At 70.3% G+C, this 21,161-nt stretch carries 15 protein-coding genes and 4 pseudogenes; 4 read left to right on the top strand and 15 right to left on the bottom strand.

The features are described 5' to 3' along the window. The first annotated feature begins 57 nt into the window (after positions 1 to 57). The gene (locus tag ACLQ24_RS03945; RefSeq protein WP_425889022.1) at positions 58 to 732 is read left to right on the top strand and encodes an amino acid ABC transporter permease; all 675 of its coding nucleotides are present in this window, start codon (positions 58 to 60) and stop codon (positions 730 to 732) included. Next, complete coding sequence (locus tag ACLQ24_RS03940; protein WP_425889021.1) at positions 732 to 1,643, top strand: amino acid ABC transporter permease; 912 nt, start codon at positions 732 to 734, stop codon at positions 1,641 to 1,643. The genes ACLQ24_RS03945 and ACLQ24_RS03940 overlap by 1 nt, the downstream gene beginning before the upstream one ends. Before the next feature lie 147 nt (positions 1,644 to 1,790). On the opposite strand, the gene rny is transcribed toward ACLQ24_RS03940, so the two are convergent. The 12 genes and pseudogenes from rny to ACLQ24_RS03880 form a co-directional block, all read right to left on the bottom strand. Beyond that, complete coding sequence (gene rny / locus ACLQ24_RS03935; RefSeq protein WP_425889020.1) at positions 1,791 to 3,557, bottom strand: ribonuclease Y; 1,767 nt, start codon at positions 3,555 to 3,557, stop codon at positions 1,791 to 1,793. 649 nt (positions 3,558 to 4,206) lie between these two features. Continuing rightward, positions 4,207 to 4,902: a regulatory protein RecX gene (locus tag ACLQ24_RS03930; RefSeq protein ID WP_425889019.1), complete on the bottom strand. Its 696-nt coding sequence runs from the start codon at positions 4,900 to 4,902 to the stop codon at positions 4,207 to 4,209. A gap of 14 nt (positions 4,903 to 4,916) precedes the next feature. Further along, entirely contained in the window at positions 4,917 to 5,417 is a 501-nt protein-coding gene (locus ACLQ24_RS03925) for a hypothetical protein (RefSeq protein WP_282264633.1), read from the bottom strand. A 171-nt stretch (positions 5,418 to 5,588) separates the two neighbouring features. Continuing rightward, positions 5,589 to 6,161: pseudogene (locus tag ACLQ24_RS03920) on the bottom strand (LAGLIDADG endonuclease); the annotation flags it as partial. Between the two features lie 42 nt (positions 6,162 to 6,203). Continuing rightward, a pseudogene (gene recA / locus ACLQ24_RS03915) lies at positions 6,204 to 7,055 on the bottom strand (recombinase RecA); the annotation flags it as partial. A 184-nt stretch (positions 7,056 to 7,239) separates the two neighbouring features. Further along, entirely contained in the window at positions 7,240 to 7,440 is a 201-nt protein-coding gene (locus ACLQ24_RS03910) for a DUF3046 domain-containing protein (protein ID WP_425889018.1), read from the bottom strand. Between the two features lie 4 nt (positions 7,441 to 7,444). Beyond that, positions 7,445 to 8,869 carry an MFS transporter gene (locus tag ACLQ24_RS03905; protein ID WP_425889017.1) on the bottom strand — a complete coding sequence of 475 codons (1,425 nt, stop codon included), beginning with the start codon at positions 8,867 to 8,869 and terminating at the stop codon, positions 7,445 to 7,447. 297 nt (positions 8,870 to 9,166) lie between these two features. Further along, positions 9,167 to 10,618, bottom strand: a complete 1,452-nt coding sequence (locus tag ACLQ24_RS03900; RefSeq protein ID WP_425889016.1) for a radical SAM protein — start codon at positions 10,616 to 10,618, stop codon at positions 9,167 to 9,169. Next, a complete protein-coding gene (locus ACLQ24_RS03895; RefSeq protein WP_425889015.1) occupies positions 10,618 to 13,383 on the bottom strand; it encodes a glycosyltransferase in 2,766 nt (921 codons plus the stop codon). The genes ACLQ24_RS03900 and ACLQ24_RS03895 overlap by 1 nt, the downstream gene beginning before the upstream one ends. 487 nt (positions 13,384 to 13,870) lie before the next feature. Next, positions 13,871 to 14,023, bottom strand: a pseudogene (locus ACLQ24_RS03890) (DUF397 domain-containing protein); the annotation flags it as partial. A gap of 40 nt (positions 14,024 to 14,063) precedes the next feature. Continuing rightward, positions 14,064 to 14,171: pseudogene (locus ACLQ24_RS03885) on the bottom strand (XRE family transcriptional regulator); the annotation flags it as partial. Between the two features lie 21 nt (positions 14,172 to 14,192). Beyond that, positions 14,193 to 15,533 (bottom strand): aminotransferase class I/II-fold pyridoxal phosphate-dependent enzyme, encoded by a 1,341-nt coding sequence (locus tag ACLQ24_RS03880; RefSeq protein ID WP_425889014.1) that lies wholly within the window; start codon positions 15,531 to 15,533, stop codon positions 14,193 to 14,195. A 34-nt stretch (positions 15,534 to 15,567) separates the two neighbouring features. Between ACLQ24_RS03880 and ACLQ24_RS03875 the strand changes: the two genes are divergently transcribed. Then, positions 15,568 to 16,809: a bifunctional pyridoxamine 5'-phosphate oxidase family protein/GNAT family N-acetyltransferase gene (locus tag ACLQ24_RS03875; protein WP_425889013.1), complete on the top strand. Its 1,242-nt coding sequence runs from the start codon at positions 15,568 to 15,570 to the stop codon at positions 16,807 to 16,809. Then, entirely contained in the window at positions 16,809 to 17,480 is a 672-nt protein-coding gene (gene leuE / locus ACLQ24_RS03870; protein WP_425889093.1) for a leucine efflux protein LeuE, read from the top strand. Before ACLQ24_RS03875 ends, leuE begins: the two co-directional genes overlap by 1 nt. A 6-nt stretch (positions 17,481 to 17,486) precedes the next feature. On the opposite strand, the gene ACLQ24_RS03865 is transcribed toward leuE, so the two are convergent. The 3 genes from ACLQ24_RS03865 to ACLQ24_RS03855 form a co-directional block, all read right to left on the bottom strand. Next, complete coding sequence (locus ACLQ24_RS03865; RefSeq protein ID WP_425889092.1) at positions 17,487 to 18,416, bottom strand: sporulation protein; 930 nt, start codon at positions 18,414 to 18,416, stop codon at positions 17,487 to 17,489. An 87-nt stretch (positions 18,417 to 18,503) separates the two neighbouring features. After that, positions 18,504 to 19,568, bottom strand: coding sequence for a hemolysin family protein (locus ACLQ24_RS03860; RefSeq protein WP_425889012.1), 1,065 nt, complete (start codon positions 19,566 to 19,568; stop codon positions 18,504 to 18,506). Beyond that, a complete protein-coding gene (locus ACLQ24_RS03855) occupies positions 19,565 to 20,932 on the bottom strand; it encodes a hemolysin family protein (RefSeq protein WP_425889011.1) in 1,368 nt (455 codons plus the stop codon). Before ACLQ24_RS03855 ends, ACLQ24_RS03860 begins: the two co-directional genes overlap by 4 nt. Between the last annotated feature and the right edge of the window lie 229 nt (positions 20,933 to 21,161).

Genomic DNA, 21,161 nt, shown 5'->3' with positions numbered 1-21,161 from the left:
CGGGTGTCGGCCCTCGACCCGTGACGACGCCGACGACCTGCCTCTGGGAGCCGACCCGTGCACGTATTCGCTGATCCGACTAACTTCGACGCCTACCTGTCGGGCTTTCTTTGGATCCTCAAGCTGACCGGCGCGTCGGCGGTGTTCGCGCTGGTCCTCGGCGTGTTACTCGCCGCCATGCGGGTCTCGCCCGTGCCGGTACTGCGCGGTTTCGGGACGGCCTGGGTCAACATCTTCCGCAACACGCCGCTCACGCTGGTCATCTTCTTCTGCTTCTTCGGGTTGTACTCCACACTCGGGTTGAGCCTCTCCGACGACCTGAACCGGAACAACTTCTGGCTCGGCGTGGTCGGCCTGTCGGTGTACACGGCCTCCTTCGTCTGTGAGGCGCTGCGATCGGGTATCAAGACGGTGCCCACTGGGCAGGCCGAAGCGGCCCGGGCGATCGGCCTCACCTTCGCCCAGACGCTGCGGATCGTGGTGCTGCCCCAGGCCACGCGTTCCGTGATCGCGCCGCTGGGCAGCATCCTGATCGCGCTCTGCAAGAACGCCACCATCGTCGGGACGATCGGGTTGATGGAGTCCTCGACCGTGATGAAGGACCTCATCAACAGCAACGGCGACGCGGTCATCCCGATCTTCCTGGTCTTCGCCGGCACCTTCGCCGCGTTCCTGATCCCCACCGGCTACGTTTTCGGCTGGCTGGCCAACCGACTGGCGGTGAAGCGCTGATGAGCACGAACTCCGTCCTCTACGACCACCCGGGGCCTCGGGCGCGGGTGCGCAACGCCGTGCTGACCGTCGTCTTCGGAGTCGCCCTGGCCGGACTGCTGTGGTGGGTCTACGCGAAATTCGACGAGGCGGGCCAGTGGGAAGGCGCGCTCTGGAAGCCCTTCACCGAGACGGCGACCTGGACCCAGTTCATCTGGCCCGGCCTGCGCGCCACGCTGTGGGCGGCTGCGGTCGGCATGGTGCTCTCGCTGACGTTCGGCATCGTCCTCGCGGTCGGTCGGCTCTCCGAACGCCGCTGGGTCAGCATCCCCGCCGGCGCATTGGTCGAGTTCTTCCGCGCCGTGCCGCTACTCATCATGATCTTCTTCGTCTTCTACGGCGTGCCCTTCCTGATCCAGGCGCCAGTGACCGCCTTCTGGGCCGTCGTGATCGGGCTGACCCTGTACAACGGCTCGGTCCTCGCGGAGGCGTTCCGCGCCGGGATCCGCTCGCTGCCCGGTGGCCAGTCCGAGGCCGCCTACGCGATCGGCATGCGCAAGAGCCAGGTCATGCAGCTGATCCTCATTCCGCAGGCGGCCCGGGCGATGCTGCCGGTCATCGTCAGCCAACTCGTGGTGCTGCTCAAGGACACCGCGCTCGGCTACATCGTCGCCTACCCGGAACTGCTCCAGCGCGGGGTCAACGACCTCGCCGCGAACAAGGGCAACATCGTCGCCGCGGCGATCGTGGCAGCGGCGATCTACATCGTGATCAACTCGCTGCTCACCGCCCTGGCCAACTGGCTTGACCGGCGCAGCCAGCGACGCGGGATCCGCGCGCAGCGCCGGGTGGCCACCGGTGCCGACCGAGCCGCCGGCACCGCCGGCACCGCCGGCACCGCCGGGGCCATCGTGGGCGAACCGCAGGGCTGACACGAAGCCGGCCGACCGGCAGACTCCGGCAGCTCGGCGCGATCGACCTCACATCCCGGATATCGGGGTATCACCGGCAGCGGGATACCCCGATATCGCGGACCTTGTGTTGATCAAGCGGCGCCGCTGCCGTAGGCGCCGCCGGGTTCAGCGGGCGATCTCGGTGACCCGGGACTCGCGGACCACGGTGACCCGGATCTGACCCGGGTAGGTCAGCTCCTCCTCGATCTGCTTGGCCACGTCGCGGGCCAGCACTGCCGCCCCGATGTCGTCCACGTCGTCCGGCTTGACCATCACCCGGATCTCCCGGCCGGCCTGCATGGCGAAGACCTTGTCCACGCCGAGCTTGCCGGCCGCGATCTCCTCGATCCGCTCCAGCCGCTTGACGTACGCCTCAAGGCTCTCCCGCCGCGCGCCCGGCCGACCGCCGGAGCAGGCGTCGGACGCCTGGGTGAGGACGGCCTCGATGGTCTGCGGCGGCACCTCGTTGTGGTGCGCCTCGATGGCGTGCACCACGTCCTCGTGCTCGCCGTACTTGCGGGCCAGGTCGGCGCCGATGATGGCGTGGCTGCCCTCGACCTCGTGGGTGAGCGCCTTGCCGATGTCGTGCAGGAACGCCGACCGCTTGATGGTGGGCACGTCCAGCCGCAGCTCGGCCGCCATGATGCCGGCGATGTGCGCGGTCTCGACCAGGTGCTTGAGCACGTTCTGGCCGTACGAGGTCCGGTAGCGCAGTCGACCCAGCAGGGTCACCAGCTCCGGGTGGATCTCGGTGATACCGACCTCGACCAGGGCGTCCTCGGCGGCGCGCAGGCAGAGTTCCTCCACCTCCTGGCGGGCCAGGTCGTAGACCTCTTCGATCCGGTGCGGGTGGATCCGCCCGTCCAGGACGAGCTTCTCGAGCGTGAGCCGGCCGACCTCGCGGCGTACCGGGTCGAAGCAGGAGAGCAGCACCGCCTCGGGGGTGTCGTCGATGATCAGGTTGACCCCGGTCACCGACTCGAAGGCGCGGATGTTGCGGCCCTCCCGGCCGATGATGCGGCCCTTCATCTCGTCGCCGGGCAGGTGCAGGACGCTGACCACGCTCTCGGCGGTCTGCTCGCTGGCCACCCGCTGGATCGCGTCGACCACGATGTGCCGGGCCCGCTGCTCGGCGGTGTTGCGCGCGTCGGACTCGATGTCGCGTACCAGGAACGCCGCCTCGCGCTTGGCGGACGTCTCGATCGCCTCGATCAGCTCCAGCCGGGCGGACTCGGCGGTGAGACCGGCCACCCGCTCCAACTCCCGGCGGCGCAGCTCCTCTGCCTCGGCCAGCTCGGACTCGCGCTGGGCGAGGGCGGACTCCCGGGCGGCGAGGGTGGCGCTCGCCGCGGTGAGCTGCCGCTCCCGCTCGGCGAACCGCTCGACCTCCTCGGTGTGCAGCCGCTCCCGCTCGTCCATCCGGGCTGCCCGGCGCTCCACCTCGGCGGCCTGTTCCCGGGTGGTGGCGGCGAGCACCGCGACCTCCCGCTCGCCGCTGCGGCGCGCGGCCGTGCGGAGCTGCTCGGCGTCCGCCTCGGCCTGCTTGTGCGCCCGTTCCAGCACGGTGTCCGCCTCGGCGCGGGCGTCGTCGAGGACCCGTCGCGCCTCGGCCCGGGCCGCCTTCGCCTCGGCATTCGCTCCCGCCGCCTCGGCGCGGGCCGCGGAGGCAGCGGACTTCGCCACGTCGATCGTGCTGTTCGCCTGGTCGGCCGCGTCGCGCAGGGCGGCCAGGGACTGCTCCTGACGGTCCTTCTCGGCGATGAAGGCGGGATCCTCCGGGACCGGCGCCGAGCCGATCCGGCGCAGCGTCCGAATGCCGACCAGCACCGCCGCGACCACGACCACGACGAGGATCAGGACGGCCGCGAGGAGCACCACGTCGAGGGCGTTCATGCCGAAACCCCGCGAGGTCCATCCGCGAACCTGTGCCGCCGCCCCGCCATGGCCGCCTCCCCTGAACGTCATGACCGCAGCGACTGTGCCCAGGGCACACTCCTGCGGCTGTGGACGCCCGACCGGAGCGGCTGGCCGTGGGTAGCTCTCTCCGCCGGCGGTGCCCTCGGGCATCGTCGGCGACCGGGTGCAGTTGTCGCGGAGCGCCGGACCGGCCAGTCCGGAACTGCCGCCAAAGGCCGTGGAGCCGGCCAAAGTGATGCTGTTCTGTTACGAGATCTATGTTGTGCGCTTAGCCTGCGCTGGTCGGGCAATGTGAGCCTGTATGGCGAGGCTAGGTCTCCGAGGGCGGTCTGGTCAAGGACTCATGATCAAAATCCCCCAACGGAGAGAAGTTGCAGCGTCACGCAAAGCTGATGTCGTGTCGGACACGGCGGGACAAACACGGCGAGCCGACGCCCTCGATTGGGATGTCGTGCCTGTTCAGCGACCGCACAGGTCCAGCAGGTGGGCCGCGAATGTGACACCTGCGACCTCGCGCGGCGTGTCGAGCGGGAGGATCGCGCCGATCTTGCAGTCTACGGCTGTCGAGATGAGTGGAACGCCCGTCATGTCGAGACCGGAAGTGCAAGATCGGCACGGGTCGGCGTCAGCGGTTGTCACGCTCCAACTCGCCCTCGGCGTCGGCGAGGGCGTCGGCGTCGATCTGCTCGGCGAACTCCGCCGCCTCGGCGCTCTGCGCGGCGAGGGCGTCCTTCACCGCCCGGATGGCCACGCCGGGCGAGTAGCCCTTGCGGGCCAGCATGCCCACCAGCCGGCGGAAGACCGCGTCGGGCTCACCCCGGGCGGTACGCAGCTTGCGCTCCACCAGGGCTCGGGCGGTCTGCGCCTCGGTCTCCTCGTCCAGCTCACCCAGCGCCTCGGTGGCCACCTCGCCGTCCACGCCCTTGCGGCGCAGCTCGTTGGCGAGCGCCCGGCGGGCGAGGCCACGCCCGACGTGTCGACTGGACACCCAGGCGCGGGCGAACGCGGCGTCGTCGATGATGCCGACCTCGTCGTACCGGTCCAGCACCTCGGCCGACACCTCCTCGGAGATGCCCCGCTTGGCCAGCGTCCCGGCCAGCTCGGCGCGGGTACGCGGCCGGACGGCGAGCTGGCGGAGGCAGATCTCGCGGGCCACCTCGGACTCGTCGCGCGGCGTGGACGCCGGCTCGTCCGCCGCCGGCTCATCCGCCGACGGCTCGGCCCGGCGGCCCCGGCGGGGACGCGGCGGATCGGCGGCGTCGCCCGTACGAGGCGGACTGGCATCCCAGCCCCGCCCCGTACGGGCTCGTCGTCCTGCCATGGGTCAGCTACCCGTCAGAAGTCGACAGGCGGCAGCTCGGGGCCACCGGCGGCATCACCCGCGCCGACCCCCACGCCGAGCTTCTCCAGGATCTTCTTCTCGATCTCGGCGGCCACGTCCGGGTTCTCCTTCAGGAACTCCCGGGCCTTCTCCTTGCCCTGGCCGAGCTGGTCACCGTCGTACGTGTACCACGCGCCGGACTTGCGGATGATCGCCTGCTCCACGCCGACGTCAATCAGCGAGCCCTCGCGCGAGATGCCCTTGCCGTACATGATGTCGAACTCGGCCTGCTTGAACGGCGCGGCGACCTTGTTCTTGACGACCTTGACCCGGGTGCGGTTACCGACCACGTCGGTGCCGTCCTTGAGGCTCTCGATGCGGCGCACGTCGAGCCGGACCGAGGCGTAGAACTTCAGCGCCCGACCACCGGTCGTGGTCTCCGGGCTGTTGTGCACCATGACGCCGTCGACGAAGTAGTTGTGGTTGCCCTCGACCTCGATGTCGAACCGGTTCATCGAGCGGGTCTTGGGCTTGACGCGCACGTCGATGATCCGGGCTGGCACCGGCATGAGCTCGGCCGGAACGAACTGCGGCTCGATCGTGCACTGGCCACGGAAGCGCGGCAGCAGCTTGGACTCCATCGCCGCCGGCACGTAGGGCGCGACCAGCTCCTGGAACCGGGCCGACGCGTCGGTGGTGAAGACCACCGACGCGGTGCCACGGGCACCCCGGGAGGCGAGCTTCACGTCCAGTCCGTACGCGTCGCGCAGGTGCTCGACCAACCGGATCCGGCTGCCCTCGGCCATCGCCTCGACGCAGATCTCGATCCGACCGGAGCCACCCTCGGTGCGCTGCTGCAGCCCCTTGGAACGAACGGTGAAACAGCCATCGTCCATGTACCACACCGCAAGGGCCAGCGGGGTCAACGCCTTGAGGTAATCCCAGCTGAGGTGCTTCTTGCCGTCGCCCAGGTAGACAGCTCGGCGCAGCTCGTCGAGCTCCGGCAGCGGGGTGAAATCGGCGAACACGGCACCCCGCGCGTCGGTGCGCCGGGAGTGGGTGATGTTGCCGAGCAGGGAGACCTTCCAATCCAGGTAGGCCGCCTGCGCCGCGCCGTGGCCGAGACGGAACCGGACTCCGTTGCGGCCGCTGCGATTCGGGGAGAGGTTACCGTCACCCAGCAGCGAACCCAGGATGACCTGCCACTGCTGGTCGCTGAGATGGCGGGACTCCGCCAACATGACCCGGTCGCCGGCGATGAGCTCGCCGGCTTCCCGCCATCCGCCCGGCGTACGGACGAGGTGGTTGGGCGTGGCCGCGAACTGCGCACGGCCGTTGCCGCCGGACTTCGCCACGGTGAACTGAAGGAACTCGTCAGCCGGACCGTTGTTGAACCAGTTGGTGATGTGCTTCGGCTCCACCCGGTCGGTCACCGGGTCATAGGAGAGCACCTCGACATCCATCCGCTGGTTGACGATCTTTCCGATCTTCTCCTGCGTGCCGTCGGCCAGAGTGACTCTGGTGGAGTACGACATGCAGCCGAACATCACGCCGATCTTTTCCCGCAGCTGGTTGATGAAGATCGCCGTGGTGCCGGTGTTGCTGAGCACGCCGGTGATCTTACGCAGCGCCTGGCTCATCAGCCGGGCCTGGAGACCCACGTGGCTGTCGCCCATCTCGCCCTCGATCTCGGCGCGGGGCACCAGGGCCGCCACGGAGTCGATGACGATGATGTCCAGAGCGCCGGAGCGGATGAGCATGTCGGCGATCTCCAGCGCCTGCTCACCGGTGTCCGGCTGCGAGACCAGCATCGCGTCGGTGTCGACGCCGAGGGCCTTCGCGTACTCCGGGTCGAGCGCGTGCTCGGCGTCGATGAAGGCGGCGATGCCGCCGGCCCGCTGGGCGTTGGCCACCGCGTGCAGTGCGACCGTGGTCTTACCGCTGGACTCGGGACCGTAGACCTCGACCACCCGGCCACGCGGCAGGCCGCCCACGCCGAGCGCCACGTCGAGCGCGATGGAGCCGGTCGGGATCACCGCGGTCTGGATGACCGGCCGCTCCCCCAGCCGCATCACCGAACCCTTGCCGAATTGCTTGTCGATCTGAGCGAGAGCAAGGTCGAGTGCCTTCTCCCGGTCAGGCCCTGCTGCCATGGTTGCCACCCCTGCCTTCGCCGGCGTCTTTGCTGAGCTTCGCGTCACGCGGACACGCTAGGCGCTGGGTCCGACAGAAAACCAGCCGACGGGCCGCGAGCTGTGGACGAGCACCCCGCTGTGGACAATAGCCGAACAGGTGTACGACTCGACAAGCGACACGCGGAACCGACGAAAAGGCTGCTCAGCGTAGTCGTGCGGGTACGCGGTCGGGATACGCGGCGCACACCGCCCGCCACACCACGTGCGTCTGCTGACCCGATGCCAACGCCTGCTCGATGGTCCGGCCGTCAAGCTGGGACAGCACCTGATCCCGGGCGATGCTCGCCGCGTAGCCCGGCCCGAACGCCTCCTCCAACCGCGTCCAGAAGTCGGTCAGCCGCACGTGATCAATCCTCCTCACCCGGTGCCCCGGTCGGCACCGGGCGCAACGCTAGCGCCACCAGGGGCACGGTCGCGACCGCCGCGAGCAGGGTGAGCACGGGATAACCGGCCACCTGCATGACAAACCCGCTGAGCACCGCGGCACTCGCGCCCGCCAGCCCCATGATCATGTCGGAGAAGCCCTGGACGCTCGGCCGCACACCGGCCGACACCGACTCGGAGAGCAGCGTCGAGCCGGCCACCATCGTCCCCGACCAGCCCAGCCCGAGCAGGACCAGACCGACCGAGAGGCGAGGGGTGTGGTGCCCGGCGGTGCCGGCGACCGCGCAGGCGGCCAGCAGCAACCCGACCCCGCCGAGGATCACCGCCCGCCGGCCGAACCGATCGGTGAGCCAGCCGACCACCGGGGAGAACGCGTACATGCCGGCGATGTGCAGACTCAACACGATCCCGACCAGCCGCAGCACGTCGGCGTCGGCGTGCGACTCGCCGAGCCGGACCGGGGTCATCGCCATCACCGCCACCATGACCAGGTGACCCACCGCCACGGCGGCGATACCGAGCCGGGCGGCGGGCTGTCCGCGTACCACCGACCAGGCCACCCGCATCCCGGCGCCGCGCGACGCGCGCACACCGACCGATGTGGCGCCCGGCCCGACGCCACCACCCGCCGGCGCCTCGGCGGCGGCCCGGCCCGAGACGGCCGGCGGCGCGGCGTCCGGATCGGCAGCCGGTAGATGACCGCCGGGCACGGTCGCGGGCGGCGACGCGGCGTCGGCCGCCGCGAGGCGCCGCGCGGTGAGCAGCGGGTCGGGCCGCAACAGGCCAAGGAGTACGACGGCAGCCAGCACGAATGCCGTCGCGCTGAACGCGAAGGGGCCGGCCAGTGGCGGCAGCCCCCAGTCGGTGGTCACCCGGTCGGCCAGTGAGGCGAAGTTCGGTGCGGCCACCGCACCGATGGTGGTGGCCCAGACGATCAGCGAGAGCTGGCGTCCTCGACGGGCCGGTTCGGCGAGGTCCACGGCCGTGTAGCGGGCCTGGAGGTTGGCGGCGGTACCGCCACCGAAGAGCAGCATGCCGAGAAAGAGCAGCGGCACCGAGCGGGTGGCCGCCGCCAGCACCACCAGGACGCCGCCGACGGCGCCCACCGCGTACGCCAGCACCAGGCCGGGCCGGCGGCCGTGCCGGGCCATGATCCGGGTGACCGGGACGGCGAGCAGCGCCGCACCGACCACCCCGGCGCTCTGCGCGACGCCGGCCGCCGCGGTGCCGGCCACCCGGTCGGCCAGCAGCGCGCCGACCGAGATGCCGATGGTCACGCCGACGCCGCCGATGATCTGCGTGGTGAAGAGCAGCCGCATGGTGCGTCGCTGAATCGGCGCGACGTCGAGCCGGCCGGCGGTACGTGGCACACTCAGGTCGGTGGCCATCGGCGCTCCTCAGGACGGGTACGCCCCCATCCTCGCGCACCCATCCCGCCCCCGCCGCCCCGCCGGCCGCGCACCCCGCCCGCCCCGCGCAGCCCGCCCCGCGCTGCCCAGCCGCGCTGCCCACCCGCGCTGCCCAGCCGTGCTGCCCACCGGCACTGCCCAGCCGCGCTGCCCACCGGCTGCCGTGGTAGCCGTACGAGGGATACCAGACGTGCGACAGGGCTCACCGCCCGGCGATCGATCACCTGATGCTCAACGGCCCACCTTCGCACTGCTGAGCACCAGGTGATCTGCGGGTTAGAACTCGGTGTTCATGATGGCCTCGACCAGAACTTCGCCGGCTGGGGTCAGGTGGACGGTGCCGGCCGAACGGTCTGTGTACAGCAGGCTGCGCCGTTCCAGTGCAGCGAAGGTGTCAGCCCACGGGTCGTCGAACAGGGAGCGACCGCCGAACCGTTCCCGGTGCAGGTCGTCACGCACCGGTTGCAGCGTCGAGAGCGCCATCTTGATCGACCGGGATTCCTTGGCGCGCTGGCCGAAACGAGTGACTGACGAGAGCGGCAGTATGCCCGCCTCCACCGCCTCGATGTACCGGTTCGCGTTGACTTCGGTCATCGCCTCCGACTGTCGGCAACTGGAGCTGCCACCCAGCCCGATGGCGACTTCGGCGTCCTGGCGGTCCTGGTCGACCATGATGGCCTTCCACTTCTCCGGGGCGTGCTCGCGCCGATGGAAGTACATGGTGGGGTGTTCGTTGTACCCGTTCATGGTCAGACCGCCGGCCAACACCTCACGCATCTGGTACTGCTCGCCGAGGGTGGGCCAGTGGTGGCCGTCGTTCGCCAGCTTCTCGCGGTAGCTGGCGAACTGCCAGGCGGCCGGCCGGTCACCGGCGACACCGGTGCGGGTGTCGGTGTACGACCTCAGGTGCAGCTTGGTGCAGACCAGCCCCGGAACCTCGTATCTGGTCACGATGTCGAGGTCGCGGCCGACACTGTCCACGGTCTGATCGAGCAACCCGTACATCAGATCGACGGTCACCCAGTCGAAGCCCAGCTGGCGGGTGTTGTCGAGGAAGGTCCGGCACTCGACTTCGCTGTGCTCACGTCCGGACAGCCGTAGCACCGGATCGTCGAACGACTGCACGCCACACGACAGCTTGCGGCAGCCCTGTTCGAGAAGGAACTCCAGCAGGGGTTTGGTGAAGGTGGTCGGGTCGCCCTCGAACCGAATGGCGGTGTCCGGGGTGAAAGCGAAATTACTCCGGTAGAAGTCGAGCAGCCGGGCCACCGCGTCGAGTGACATCAGCGAGGGCGTGCCGCCGAAGACGTTGAACTCGCCGATCGGGGCCTCGCGAAGGTTCGGCAGCCGATCGAGCCAGAGCTGGGCTTCCCTGATGTTCAGGTCGACCCACTGGTCCACCTTGGCCCGGGTGACCTCCGGCGCGCCCTTGACCAACACCACCGGATACTGGCAGAACCGACACCGGTAACTACAGGTGGGAATGTAGGACCACAGGTGGATCGGACGGGTGTCAGCCAGTTGCGTGTTCAGGTCGTCGAGAAAGGAGTCCACCGGAGCGTCGGGTATGTCGCCGGGAAAGACGTGCGCTCCGAACGGGTCCAGGGCGACGTACTCGAGCAGTCGACGATTCTCCCGAGCGGCGAGGACGTCCACGACGGCCGGCCGCGGATGCGCCGGATCGATGCTGTTCAGCGAGGCCAACGCCGCCTCGTACGGGTCGCTCATCAGAACACCCCTCCGTTGCCGAAGTAGTCGTGTGCCGCACCCGACTCGCGGTCCTCGCAGTAGTAGCGGACGAATTCGCGGAAGCGTTGTGCATCACCCTCGTCGCGGATCTCCTGCAAGCAGTCGGGCAACGGTGGCGGGTACCCGATGTCCGGTCCGACCGTCGCGCGCAGCCGGGCGAACAGCTCGTCGGCGAACTCGAAATAGAGCCGGAAACTGGGTGACTTGTAGGAATGGATGGGCACGAAGTCGATCAGCCGGGATTCGAACTTGATCTCGGCGATCCGTTGAGCCAGTCGCTGCGCCAGCCCTGGCGTGAAAAATTCGACTACCGCGCTTTCGTTGAGTAACGACGGAGTCAGCAGCACTGGAAGAATCATGTTCTTCGGCACGAAGTCCTTGATGGAGAACTCCCACGCCTGGAGCGCCTCGTCGTCGGTGAGATCGGTGCTGACGGAGGGCGGATCACCCGGCCGGATATCACGCATAGTAATGATGCCGCCGGCGCCGTACGCCCGTCCGGCGATCACCTCGTCGATCGCGTGATCGACCCGACGAGGGTTGATCTCCACTCGGGAACCCGGCACGTAGGTGATGTCGTCGCCGCTGGCCCGGACCAGGATGCCGAAATCCCAGTCGTCCGAGAGATGGTTGAGGAAGCGGCCATCCTTGAGCTGGTACGACAGCTCGATGCCGCCCACCCGCTCATATGCCTGCCGTTCCGCGGCGAACCCCTTGCCGTCGGGAAAACCGCCGAACAGTCCGAACGTCACCGCTCGGCACCGCAGCGTCCGGTCGATCGCGTCCCAGAGCAACGGTCGCTGGGTGAAGTGCTCCCGGTCGTAGTAGTAGTCACAGACCCCGATGGCGGCCTTGCTGCCCTCCATCGCGGTCAACAGCTCAGACAACCAGTACGGGTCGACCCAACAGTCCGCGTCCGCCGAGACCAAGTAGAACGGGCGCGGGTCGACGGTGGACGCGTCACGCAGCCGGGCCCGTCTGGCGGCGAAGTCCATCCCGGTCTTTCGGGCACAGGACACGCCCTGCTCCGGCTCCCCGATGACATGGACCTGAAGCCCCGGGTACGTGGCGGCGAGGTGGCGGGCCCGAGCCACGGTGTCGTCCGTCGAGTTGTTGTCGACCAGGAGAACGTCGAACACGCCCCGCTCGAGAGGACCGGTGGGCCCACGCTGAGCAGCCAACGACCCGAGCACCGCGGTGAGGTTGGCTGCCTCGTTGAAGACCGGAAGGACGACGGTCATCCGGGCGCTCTCCGTCAGTGGGGGGACGATGGCTCGTCCGCCCCGACCGTATACCTCCGGCGCCGCTGGCGAGGGCTGGCAGATCGACGTCGCACCGGTTGGGTCGAGCAGTTCGTCGACCAGTTCGGTGGCCCGGTTGACAGCGAAGTAACGCCTACCAACGGCGTGGTTGAAGGTTGCCACCCGGCGGTACAGCAACGGGTTGGTGAGGAGCTCTGCGACCTCGGCGACGAAGGCGTCCGTGATCGGCGCCTCGTCGTCCGGGGACACCTCCAGCACGGGCGCGTGCAGTCCCTTACTGCCGTACACGGCGTCGTACAACTCGTATCGGGTGCTCAGGTAGGGCACGTGGGAGGCGATGGATTCGCCAATCGGGTTTCCGTAGCTCTCGTAGTCGTACGACGTCAGAAACGACGTGAGGTCGGCGGCCGCCAGCAGGTCCGCCACCGTGTGCCCGCGCTCCGGACCGTGGCCAAGGCGGATGTCCCGGGGAGCCAGCGGGCCACCGAAGATCACCCGGTCGGTGACCTGCCGGTGCTCGGCGTACGCGTGCAACGCCGCGGTCGTGGCCGGATGCTCGGTCGGATCGCCGGCCACGAACAGGTAGACCGGGCGGTCGATCCCACGGTCGGCGAACCATCGGATCAGCCGTACGACCAGGTCGATGTCACGGTCGACCCGCTTCTGCGGCACGAGCCGGGTGAACCTCGCGACCAGGGCCGCGTCGTCGGGGATGCCGTAGTGCGCCCGGAACCTGCTCCGGGTCGTGCCCGGCTCTGTCGATTCGAACCGGAACGTGTTGTGTAGTACTCGGATGTCGTTCAGCTCGGGTACCCAGTTCAGGGTGTGTCTGCGGGCGTGCTCGTGCAGAGCGAGGTACCGAATGTGCGGCGAGTTGACCGGACGCACCGCGTGCGGGTAGGGCGGGTCCCCGTACTTGCCTGCGGCCGGCTCGCTGGACCACATCAGGTCGTGGTCACGCCACAGCACATACTTGCCGAGACCAGATTCCTGGCCGTAGCGTTCGATGGCCTGGTAGAGAGCACGGGTGTAGGCGACGTTCTCCGGCAGCGTGCCATTCTCCACCAGTACCGCGGTCACCTGGTGGCGTCGCCACGTGGCGACGATCCGGTCCGCGATGGCCGCGCTGACGGCGTCCACCCTGGACGGTAGCGGGACACCTCGACTGACGGCGTCGAGGGTGGCACGAACGAACTCCGCGTCATAGCCGGCGACATCAGCGAGGCCATCAACACGGGACAGCTCGATCCAGGACGGCAGACATCCTGTCTCATCGGCATACGGGGCGAAGAAGCGGCCCTTGTCTTCTTTGATGTCGTACCCGATATCCAGTAGGATACGGTGCCCGCGTTGCCGGAACGCCTCGGCGAGCTTGATGAACTCGACGACCACTCCAGACAGTGGAGTGGCGTCGAAGGAGACTCCCCAGAGGACAGGCGTGTCGACATCACCTTGCTGGGAGGTGCCGAGAGACGGGTGCATCCGAATTCTCCCTTGCGGAGGGGGTATACGGAGGGGTGGTGGCGACACCGGCCGACTGCCTGTCGGCGACCGCGCCGTTGATACCAGAGTGCGAAGTTTGTTAACACCAATGTGATCAGTGCAGCCTACGACGACCAGCCTACGATCACCGCAGATGTGTTCGAGCGCACACCGTTGAACCAGCCATACGCGGACCGGGATCGTCCTGTCGCGACGGGACCCACCCACTCACCGTCGACTGCGTCTGATCGCTCACGAACGCCTCCCCCGCAAGATCGACTCAGGCGAGTCTGTGGGAAGGCGTTTTCCACCGATCACGCACCATCGTTTCCGGTAGGTATCGCCCTCCAACGCAGTCGATGGATACCGCGACGGCGGAGCGTCGTGGTCACCCGGCCAGGGCCGGATCGCGGCCCTCAAGGCTCAGCACCCCGCAACGCCGAAGGCCCCTCAGCGCGCTGCTGACGGGCCTTCCTTGCGTTGATGTTCAGGCGCGCTTGGCGAAGCCGACGAACGCCTTCCAGGCCTGCGGGTCGAAGGTGAGCGCCGGTCCGAACGGGTCGTTGCTGTCCCGTACTCCGACGATGCCAGAGACGTTGTCGGCCCCCGCCACGCACTGCCCGCCGTTGCCACCACTGCGGCTACCTCGGCGACTACCTGGTTGTGAAGGTGGCTGAGCTGGTCTGAAGCAGCCCGGGAAATGAGTCCGACTCCCAGTGCCGCAGGCACGACGCTGCGGACTCCATCCCGACGTACAGCTCAAACCAGGTTGGCGAGGTGTCGCCGTGTTCCCGTGGTCGCCAGACGGCTCAGATGGCGAACCCGGACGGTGGGTCGGGATGGACGGCGTGGGCCAGGGCGGCGGCCAGAGGCGTCAGGTCCTCGACGGCCAGGGAACTGATGGTGACGCGCAGGGCGGGCGGCGCGGCGATCCGGTAGAGGGCGCCGGGCGCGACCACCCAGCCGGCGTCGCGCAACGCGGTCACCGCGCTGGTCTCGTCCAGAACGGGGAGCCAGACGTTGATGCCCGTGCGACCGCGCGCCGTCAGGCCGTGCTCGGCGAGCGCGGTCAGCAGCCCCTCGCGCCGCAGCTCGTAGCTCTGCGCCGCCCGGCGCACCAGCTCGTCGACCGTCGGGTCCCGCCAGAGGGCGAGCACCAGCCGTTGCAGCACGGTGGACACCCAGCCGGCGCCGACGCGCGTCCGACCGGTCACCCGGGCCACGGTGGTCTCGTCGCCGGCCAGCACCGCCAGCCGCAGGTCCGGACCGAAGAGCTTGCTCACCGACCGCACGAAGGCCCAGCTCGCGGTCGCGCCGGCAAGCGGATGCAGGGGTACGCGGGCCAGTTCGGCGGCGTGGTCGTCCTCGATGAGCAGCAGGTCCTGCCGCCCGGCGAGCAGCGCGCGCAGCTCCTCGGCGCGAGCGGCGGAGACGGCCGCGCCGGTCGGGTTCTGAGCCCGGCTGGTCACCACCAGCGCCCGCGCTCCGGCGGTCAGCGCGGCCGCCACCCCGGCCGTCAGCGGACCCTCGTCGTCCACCGGTACGCCGATCGGCCGCAGCCCGAGGGCGGCGACCAGGTCGAGCAGGTTGGCCCAGCCGGGATCCTCCACCGCCACCGCGTCGCCGGGGCGCAGATGGGCACCGAGGAGGCGTTCCATGCCGTCCAGCGCGCCGCCGGTGAGGGTGAGGTCGTCGGCGGGTACGCCGTCGGCGCCCAACCGGGCGCGGGCGACCTCGGCCACCTCCGGAAGCACTCCGGCCTGCGAGTAGCCGATCGGCGGGCCGATGTCGGCGGCGAGCGCGGCCAGGTACGGGCCGATCGGGGGCAGCAGCCGGGGGTCGGGCTCACCTCGGGACAGATCGCGCACGCCCGGCAGGGGCGCGGGGCGCAATGCGGAGCGCCGGGTGGCCACCGGTGGGCGTGCGCGGACGCGGGTGCCGTGCCGACCGGCGGTGGTGAGCACGCCACGCTGGCGCAGCTCCTGGTAGGCGCGGGCGACGGTCGCCGGGCTGACGCCGAGGTCGGCGGCGAGGGCCCGCACCGACGGCAGGGCGGCCCCGGCCGGCAGGGCACCGGCACGGATGCCCGATTCGATGCTGGCCGAAATCGTGGCGGCCGACGTGCCGGTGAACTGATAGCGTACTGACACAAACACAGTATTGTACTAGCACAAAGGGCCGCGCATGTATCCAGCCACCGCCCGGACCACCCCGACCCGCTCCCGCGACCGGATGAGCTACGACCGCGAGGCGGCGCACGCCGTCCTGGACGAGGCGTACCACTGCGCGCTCGGCTTCACCGTGGACGGTCAGCCCCGCATCCTGCCCACCCTGCACGTCCGTATCGGCGACACCCTCTACGTGCACGGGTCGACCGGCAGCCGGCCCCTGCTCGCCGCCCGCGGCGACGGGCTGGCTGTCTGCGTCGCGGTGACACTGCTCGACGGGCTGGTCTACGCCCGCTCGCAGTTCCACCACAGCGCCAACTACCGCTCGGTGGTCGCGCTCGGCACCGCGCGACTCGTCACCGACGCGCAGGAGAAGAGCGCCGTGCTCACCGCGCTGGTCGAGAAGGTCGGCGCGGGCCGCAGCACGGACAGCCGCCCGCCGAACCGGCGCGAACTGGCCGAGACCGCCGTGCTGGCGCTGCCCCTGCGGGAGGTGTCCGTCCGGTCCCGCACCGGCGGCGTCCGCGAGGACGAGGCGGACCTGCACCTGCCGCACTGGGCTGGCGTCCTGCCACTGCGGCTGACCGCCGGACTCCCGCAGCCCGCCGCCGAGGTCACCGCTTTCCTGCCGGCGTACCTGCGCACGGCCCGTACGCCCTGGCACGACCCGACGCCGCTGAGCGGCGGGCACGTCCGGTTGGAGCCGCTGGACCTGGCGCACGCCGACGACCTGCACGCCGCCACCGCCGACGACGACGTCTGGCGGCACCTCACCGTCGGGCGGCCGACCGAGCCAGCCGGCACCGCCGAGGTCATCGCCGCGGCACTGGCCGCACAGCAGCGTGGCGAGCGGGCCCCCTGGGTGCAGCGCTGCGCGGTGACCGGGACGGTGGTCGGCACCACGTCCTACTACGAGATCGACCCGGAACGACGGTCGGTGGCGATCGGGCACACCTTCCTCGGCCGGCCGTGGTGGCGTACCGGAATCAACACCGAGGCCAAGCTGCTGCTGCTCGGCCGGGCCTTCGACGACCTGGGCGCGGTACGGGTCGCCTGGCACACCGACATCCGCAACGTTCGTTCCCAGGCGGCCATCGAACGGCTCGGCGCCACCCGGGAGGGGGTGCTGCGGATGCACCGCCAGCGCCCGGACGGTTCGTGGCGGGACACGGTGCAGTACGCGATGACCGTCGACGAGTGGCCGAACGCACAGGCCATGCTGCGGAAAAGACTTCGCCGTACGGCACCGGCGGCATGATGATGGCGGGCGTGCTGGGGATCACCGACATCTGGACGTACGTGCTGGGCACCGTGGCCATCATCCTGCTGCCCGGGCCGAACTCGCTCTTCGTGCTCTCCACCGCCGCCAAGCGGGGCGTGGGCGCCGGCTACCGGGCGGCGGGCGGGGTGTTCGTCGGCGACGGGATGCTGATGATCCTCTCCGCCGCCGGGGTGGCGTCGCTGCTCAGGGCGTACCCACCGCTCTTCCTGGTGATCAAGTACGCCGGCGCCGCGTACCTCGGTTATGTCGGGGTGACCATGCTGCGCGGCGCCTGGCGGCGCTGGCGCGACCGCAACGACCCGAGCACCCCGCGGCTCATCGACGCCGCGGAGCCGGCGCAGATGCGCAGCCCGTTCCGCAAGGCGCTGGTGATCAGCCTGCTGAACCCGAAGGCGATCCTGTTCTTCATCTCGTTCTTCATCCAGTTCGTCGACCCCGACTACGCGTGGCCGGCGCTGTCGTTCCTGCTGCTCGGCCTGATCGCCCAGGTCACCAGCGCGCTCTACCTGACCGCGCTGATCTTCGCGGGGACGTTCCTGGCGGCCCAGTTCCGCCGCCGCCGTCGCCTCGCGGTGGGCGGCACCACGGCGGTGGCGGCCCTCTTCCTCGCCTTCAGCCTCAAACTGGCCACCGCCACCGCCGGCTGACCCCCCTCAGGTGCCGTCGCCGCCGCCGGAGCCGCCGCCCACGCCTCCGCTTCCGGCCGTGCCGCCCAGGCCGTAGCCGGGTTTGATCGGCGCGTCGGGATGGCGGCTGACGTGGGCGGAGCCGCCGATCTGCGCGGACCAGTCGGCGTGGGCGGCGGCCGCAGCGTGGCGGTTGATGGCCTGGCGCAGCCAGCCGTCCACGGTGGCGACCCAGTCCCGCTGACCGGCGTCGGCGTGCCAGACCCGGAACCGACTGATGCTCTGGTGGGTGATGCCGGCCAGCGCCAGCCGGCGATCCATCCAGGTGATCACCTCGAGGCCCGCCGAGTTCGTCACGAAGATCAGTTCCAGCTCGGTGATCGGGCCGGCGTAGAGCGGACCCACCCAGTAGCCCCACCGCTGGTGCAGCCCCAGGGTCTGCTCCACCCCGGGCAGGCCGCCCTCGACCAGCCCGGCCTGGCGGATCGAGAAGCCCAGCGTGTCCAACGCCGCCAGCACGTGCTGCTGGGTGGGGACCGGGTGCACAAAGACCGGCACCATGGCCCCCTGGTCCAGGTCCGGGTCGACGGACACCTCCGTCCGCAGCCCCATCCGCAGACTCAGCAGCGGCACCCCGCCGAAGGTGGTCACCGGCGTCTCCCACGGCAGCGGCAACGCGAAGTCGACCGCCCGGCGACGACCCGCCGGCACGACGAACCGCCCGGCGATCGGCAGATGGAAGAACTGCATGAGACGCCGGGGGGCCGCCGGGTCGTCCGGCTCGACCGTCGTGACCAGGCCGAGCCGGATGTGGCGTACGAGCACGTCGTCCGGCCCGGCGGCGAGGGTCACCCGCCCCGGCAGGCGCAGGCCCGGACGGGTGCTCGGGTTGGGGAGTGTGGTCTGCACGGACAGCCCGGTCCAGCCGGACTCCCGAGACACCCCCGTCAACCGCACCGCGCCCCCCCGCCAGGTCACCTCAACTGTCGCGGACCCGGCGGGGAGTCACCCGGAACTTCCGGGAAGAGCTGTCGAATTTCCGCCCTAGCGGAGTCGCCGACCGCGGGGAACCGTGTCGGTCTCGTCGTCGAACTCGCCGATGACCTCCTCCAACAGGTCCTCCAGGGCGACGAAGCCGATCGGGCGGGCCGGGCCACCGCCGTTGCGGACCAGCGCGAGCTGCGACTGCCGGGCGCGCATCGCAGCCACCGCCTCGGTGACCGTGGACGTCGCCGGCAGGGTGAACGCCGGCGTCATCAGCTCCCCGGCGGTGGCGGCCCGACCGGTGGTGACCACCCGTACCGCCTCCCGGACGTGCACCAGGCCGCAGACGTCGCCGCCCGCGTCCAGCACCGCCAGCCGCGACCGGCCGCTGTCCCGGCTGACCTGCTCGATCCGCTCGGCCGGGTCGTCGCGCCGAACGGTGACCATAGTGGCGAACGGCTCCATCACCTGCGCCACCGACGTGCCCTGCAACTCGAGCATGCTGGTGAGCAGTTGGTGCTGCTCCGCGCCGAGCAGCCCGTGCTCGCGGGACTGCTCCAGCAGGATCCGCAGCTCGTCCGGGCCGTGCACCTGGGCGAGCTGGTCCTGCTGGTTGACCCCGACCAGACGCAGGATCGCGTTGGCCAGCGCGTTCAGCGCCGACAGCACCGGGCGGGACACCCGGGCGAAGGCCCGGAACGGCAGCGCGAGCAGCGTCGCCGACCGCTCGGCGTCGGTGATCGCCCACGACTTCGGCGCCATCTCCCCCACCACCAGGTGCAGGAAGGTCACCAACCCGAGGGCGAAGCCCAGGGCGACCACGTGGCTTGCCGCGTCGGGCAGCCCCACCACGTGCAGCAGCGGGCTGACCAGGTGCTCGATCGCCGGCTCGGCCAACGCGCCGAGTCCCAGCGTGCACAGGGTTATGCCGAGCTGCGCCCCGGCCAGCATCAGGGACAGCTCGCGGACGCCGTCCAGCGCGGCCCGGGCCGCCCGGCCGCCGCTGGCCGCCGCCTGCTCCAGCCGATACCGCTTGCTGGCCACCAGGGCGAACTCGGCGGCCACGAAGAACCCGTTCAGCGCCAGGAGGACGCCCGAGCTAATCAGCGCGATGCCGGGGCTCATGCCGACACCTCGTGCCGCTCGCCGCGGTCGGTGAGTTGCAGCCGTACCGAGTCGGCGACGTGCCGGTCCACGGCGAGCACCTCGACCAGCGCCCGGGGCGCCACCTCGCCCTCGTCGACCTCGACACCCTCGGGCAGCAGGCTGATCTCCAGCCGGTCGCCGACCTCCGGCACCCGGCCCAGCTCACGCATGACCAGCCCGGAGAGCGTGTCGTACTCCGGGGCCTCGGGCAGCGCGATGCCGGTGCTGTCGGCGACCTCGTCGATCCGCCAGCGGGCCGGCACCACCCAGGACCCGTCGTCCTGTCGGGCGGGCGCCCGCTCCGGCGGGTCGTCCTCGTCCCGGATCGGGCCGACCAACTCCTCGGCGATGTCCTCCAGCGTGATCACGCCGGCGAAGCCGCCGTACTCGTCGACGACGCAGGCCATCTGCCGGTGCCCGGACCGCAGGCGGTCCAGCACCGTGGGCAGGGGCAGGGTCTCCGGGACGAGTAGCGGCGGCCCCGCGACCGCGCTCACCGGCGTGGTGGCACGTTCGGCGGGCGGTACGCCGAGCACGTCGGCGATCCCGACGATGCCGAGCAGGTCGTCGACGCCCTCCGCGCCGCGCACCGGGAAGCGGGAGTGGCCGGTGTCCAGCAACTCGACCACCCGGCTCACCGGCTCGTGCGCCCGGACGGTGTGCACGTCGACCCGGGGCACCATGGCCTCGCCGGCGGTCAGCTCGCGAAAGTCGAGCCCCCGGTCGAGCAGCGTGGACATCTCGGCATCCAGGCTGCCCTCCTCCCGCGACTCGGCGATGATCTGTTCCAGGTCGGCGGGGGTGGCGCCGCTCGGCAGCTCCTCGATCGGCTCGATGCCGACCCGCCGCAGCAGGCGTACCGACGCGCGGTCGAAGAGCCGGATCACCGGCCCGGCCACGGCCAGGTAGGCGAGGGTGGACCGGCTCAGCGCCCGGGCCAGCGGCTCGGCCCGGGCGATGGCGAGGTTCTTCGGCGCCAGCTCGCCGAGGACCATCTGGACGACGGTGGCGATGACCAGGGCCAGCGCCACCGACAGCGGCAGGCTGACCGACTCGCCGAGACCGGCGACGCCGAACAGGTCGGCGAGGCCGCCGCCGAGGTACGGCTCGGCGACGTAACCGACCAGCAGGGCGGTGACGGTGATGCCGAGTTGCGCGCCGGAGAGCATGAAGGAGAGCCGGCTGGTGACCGTGAGGGCCCGGGCGGCGGCCTGGTCGCCGTCGTCCGCGAGCTGGCGCAGCTTGCCCCGGTCCACGGCGACATAGCCGAACTCCTGCGCCACGAAGTAACCGGTGGCGGCGGTGAGCACGATGATCAAGAGAAGGCCGACGACGATCAGCACGGGTCGCTCAGGGCTCCCGGGGTCGTCGGGACGGGAATATGCCGGGCACGACCCGGCTGGCTACTGCTGCCCTCCTGGGCAGAGGAGTCGATCATGCGGCCATTTTATCGGCGTTGCCTGGGACTCCGCTGAGAGACTGTCGGGTAACTGGGTGGGGGCGGAACGTCACGCCGAGACACGTCGATGGAAGGTCCTCGACAAATAGATCATCCCCGCCATGATCTTGATG

It is taken from the genome of Micromonospora sp. DT4 (assembly GCF_049841675.1).
Lineage (GTDB): Bacteria > Actinomycetota > Actinomycetes > Mycobacteriales > Micromonosporaceae > Micromonospora.
Note: the sequence above shows the minus strand (reverse complement) of the source record. Positions and strands in the feature narration are given on the sequence as shown.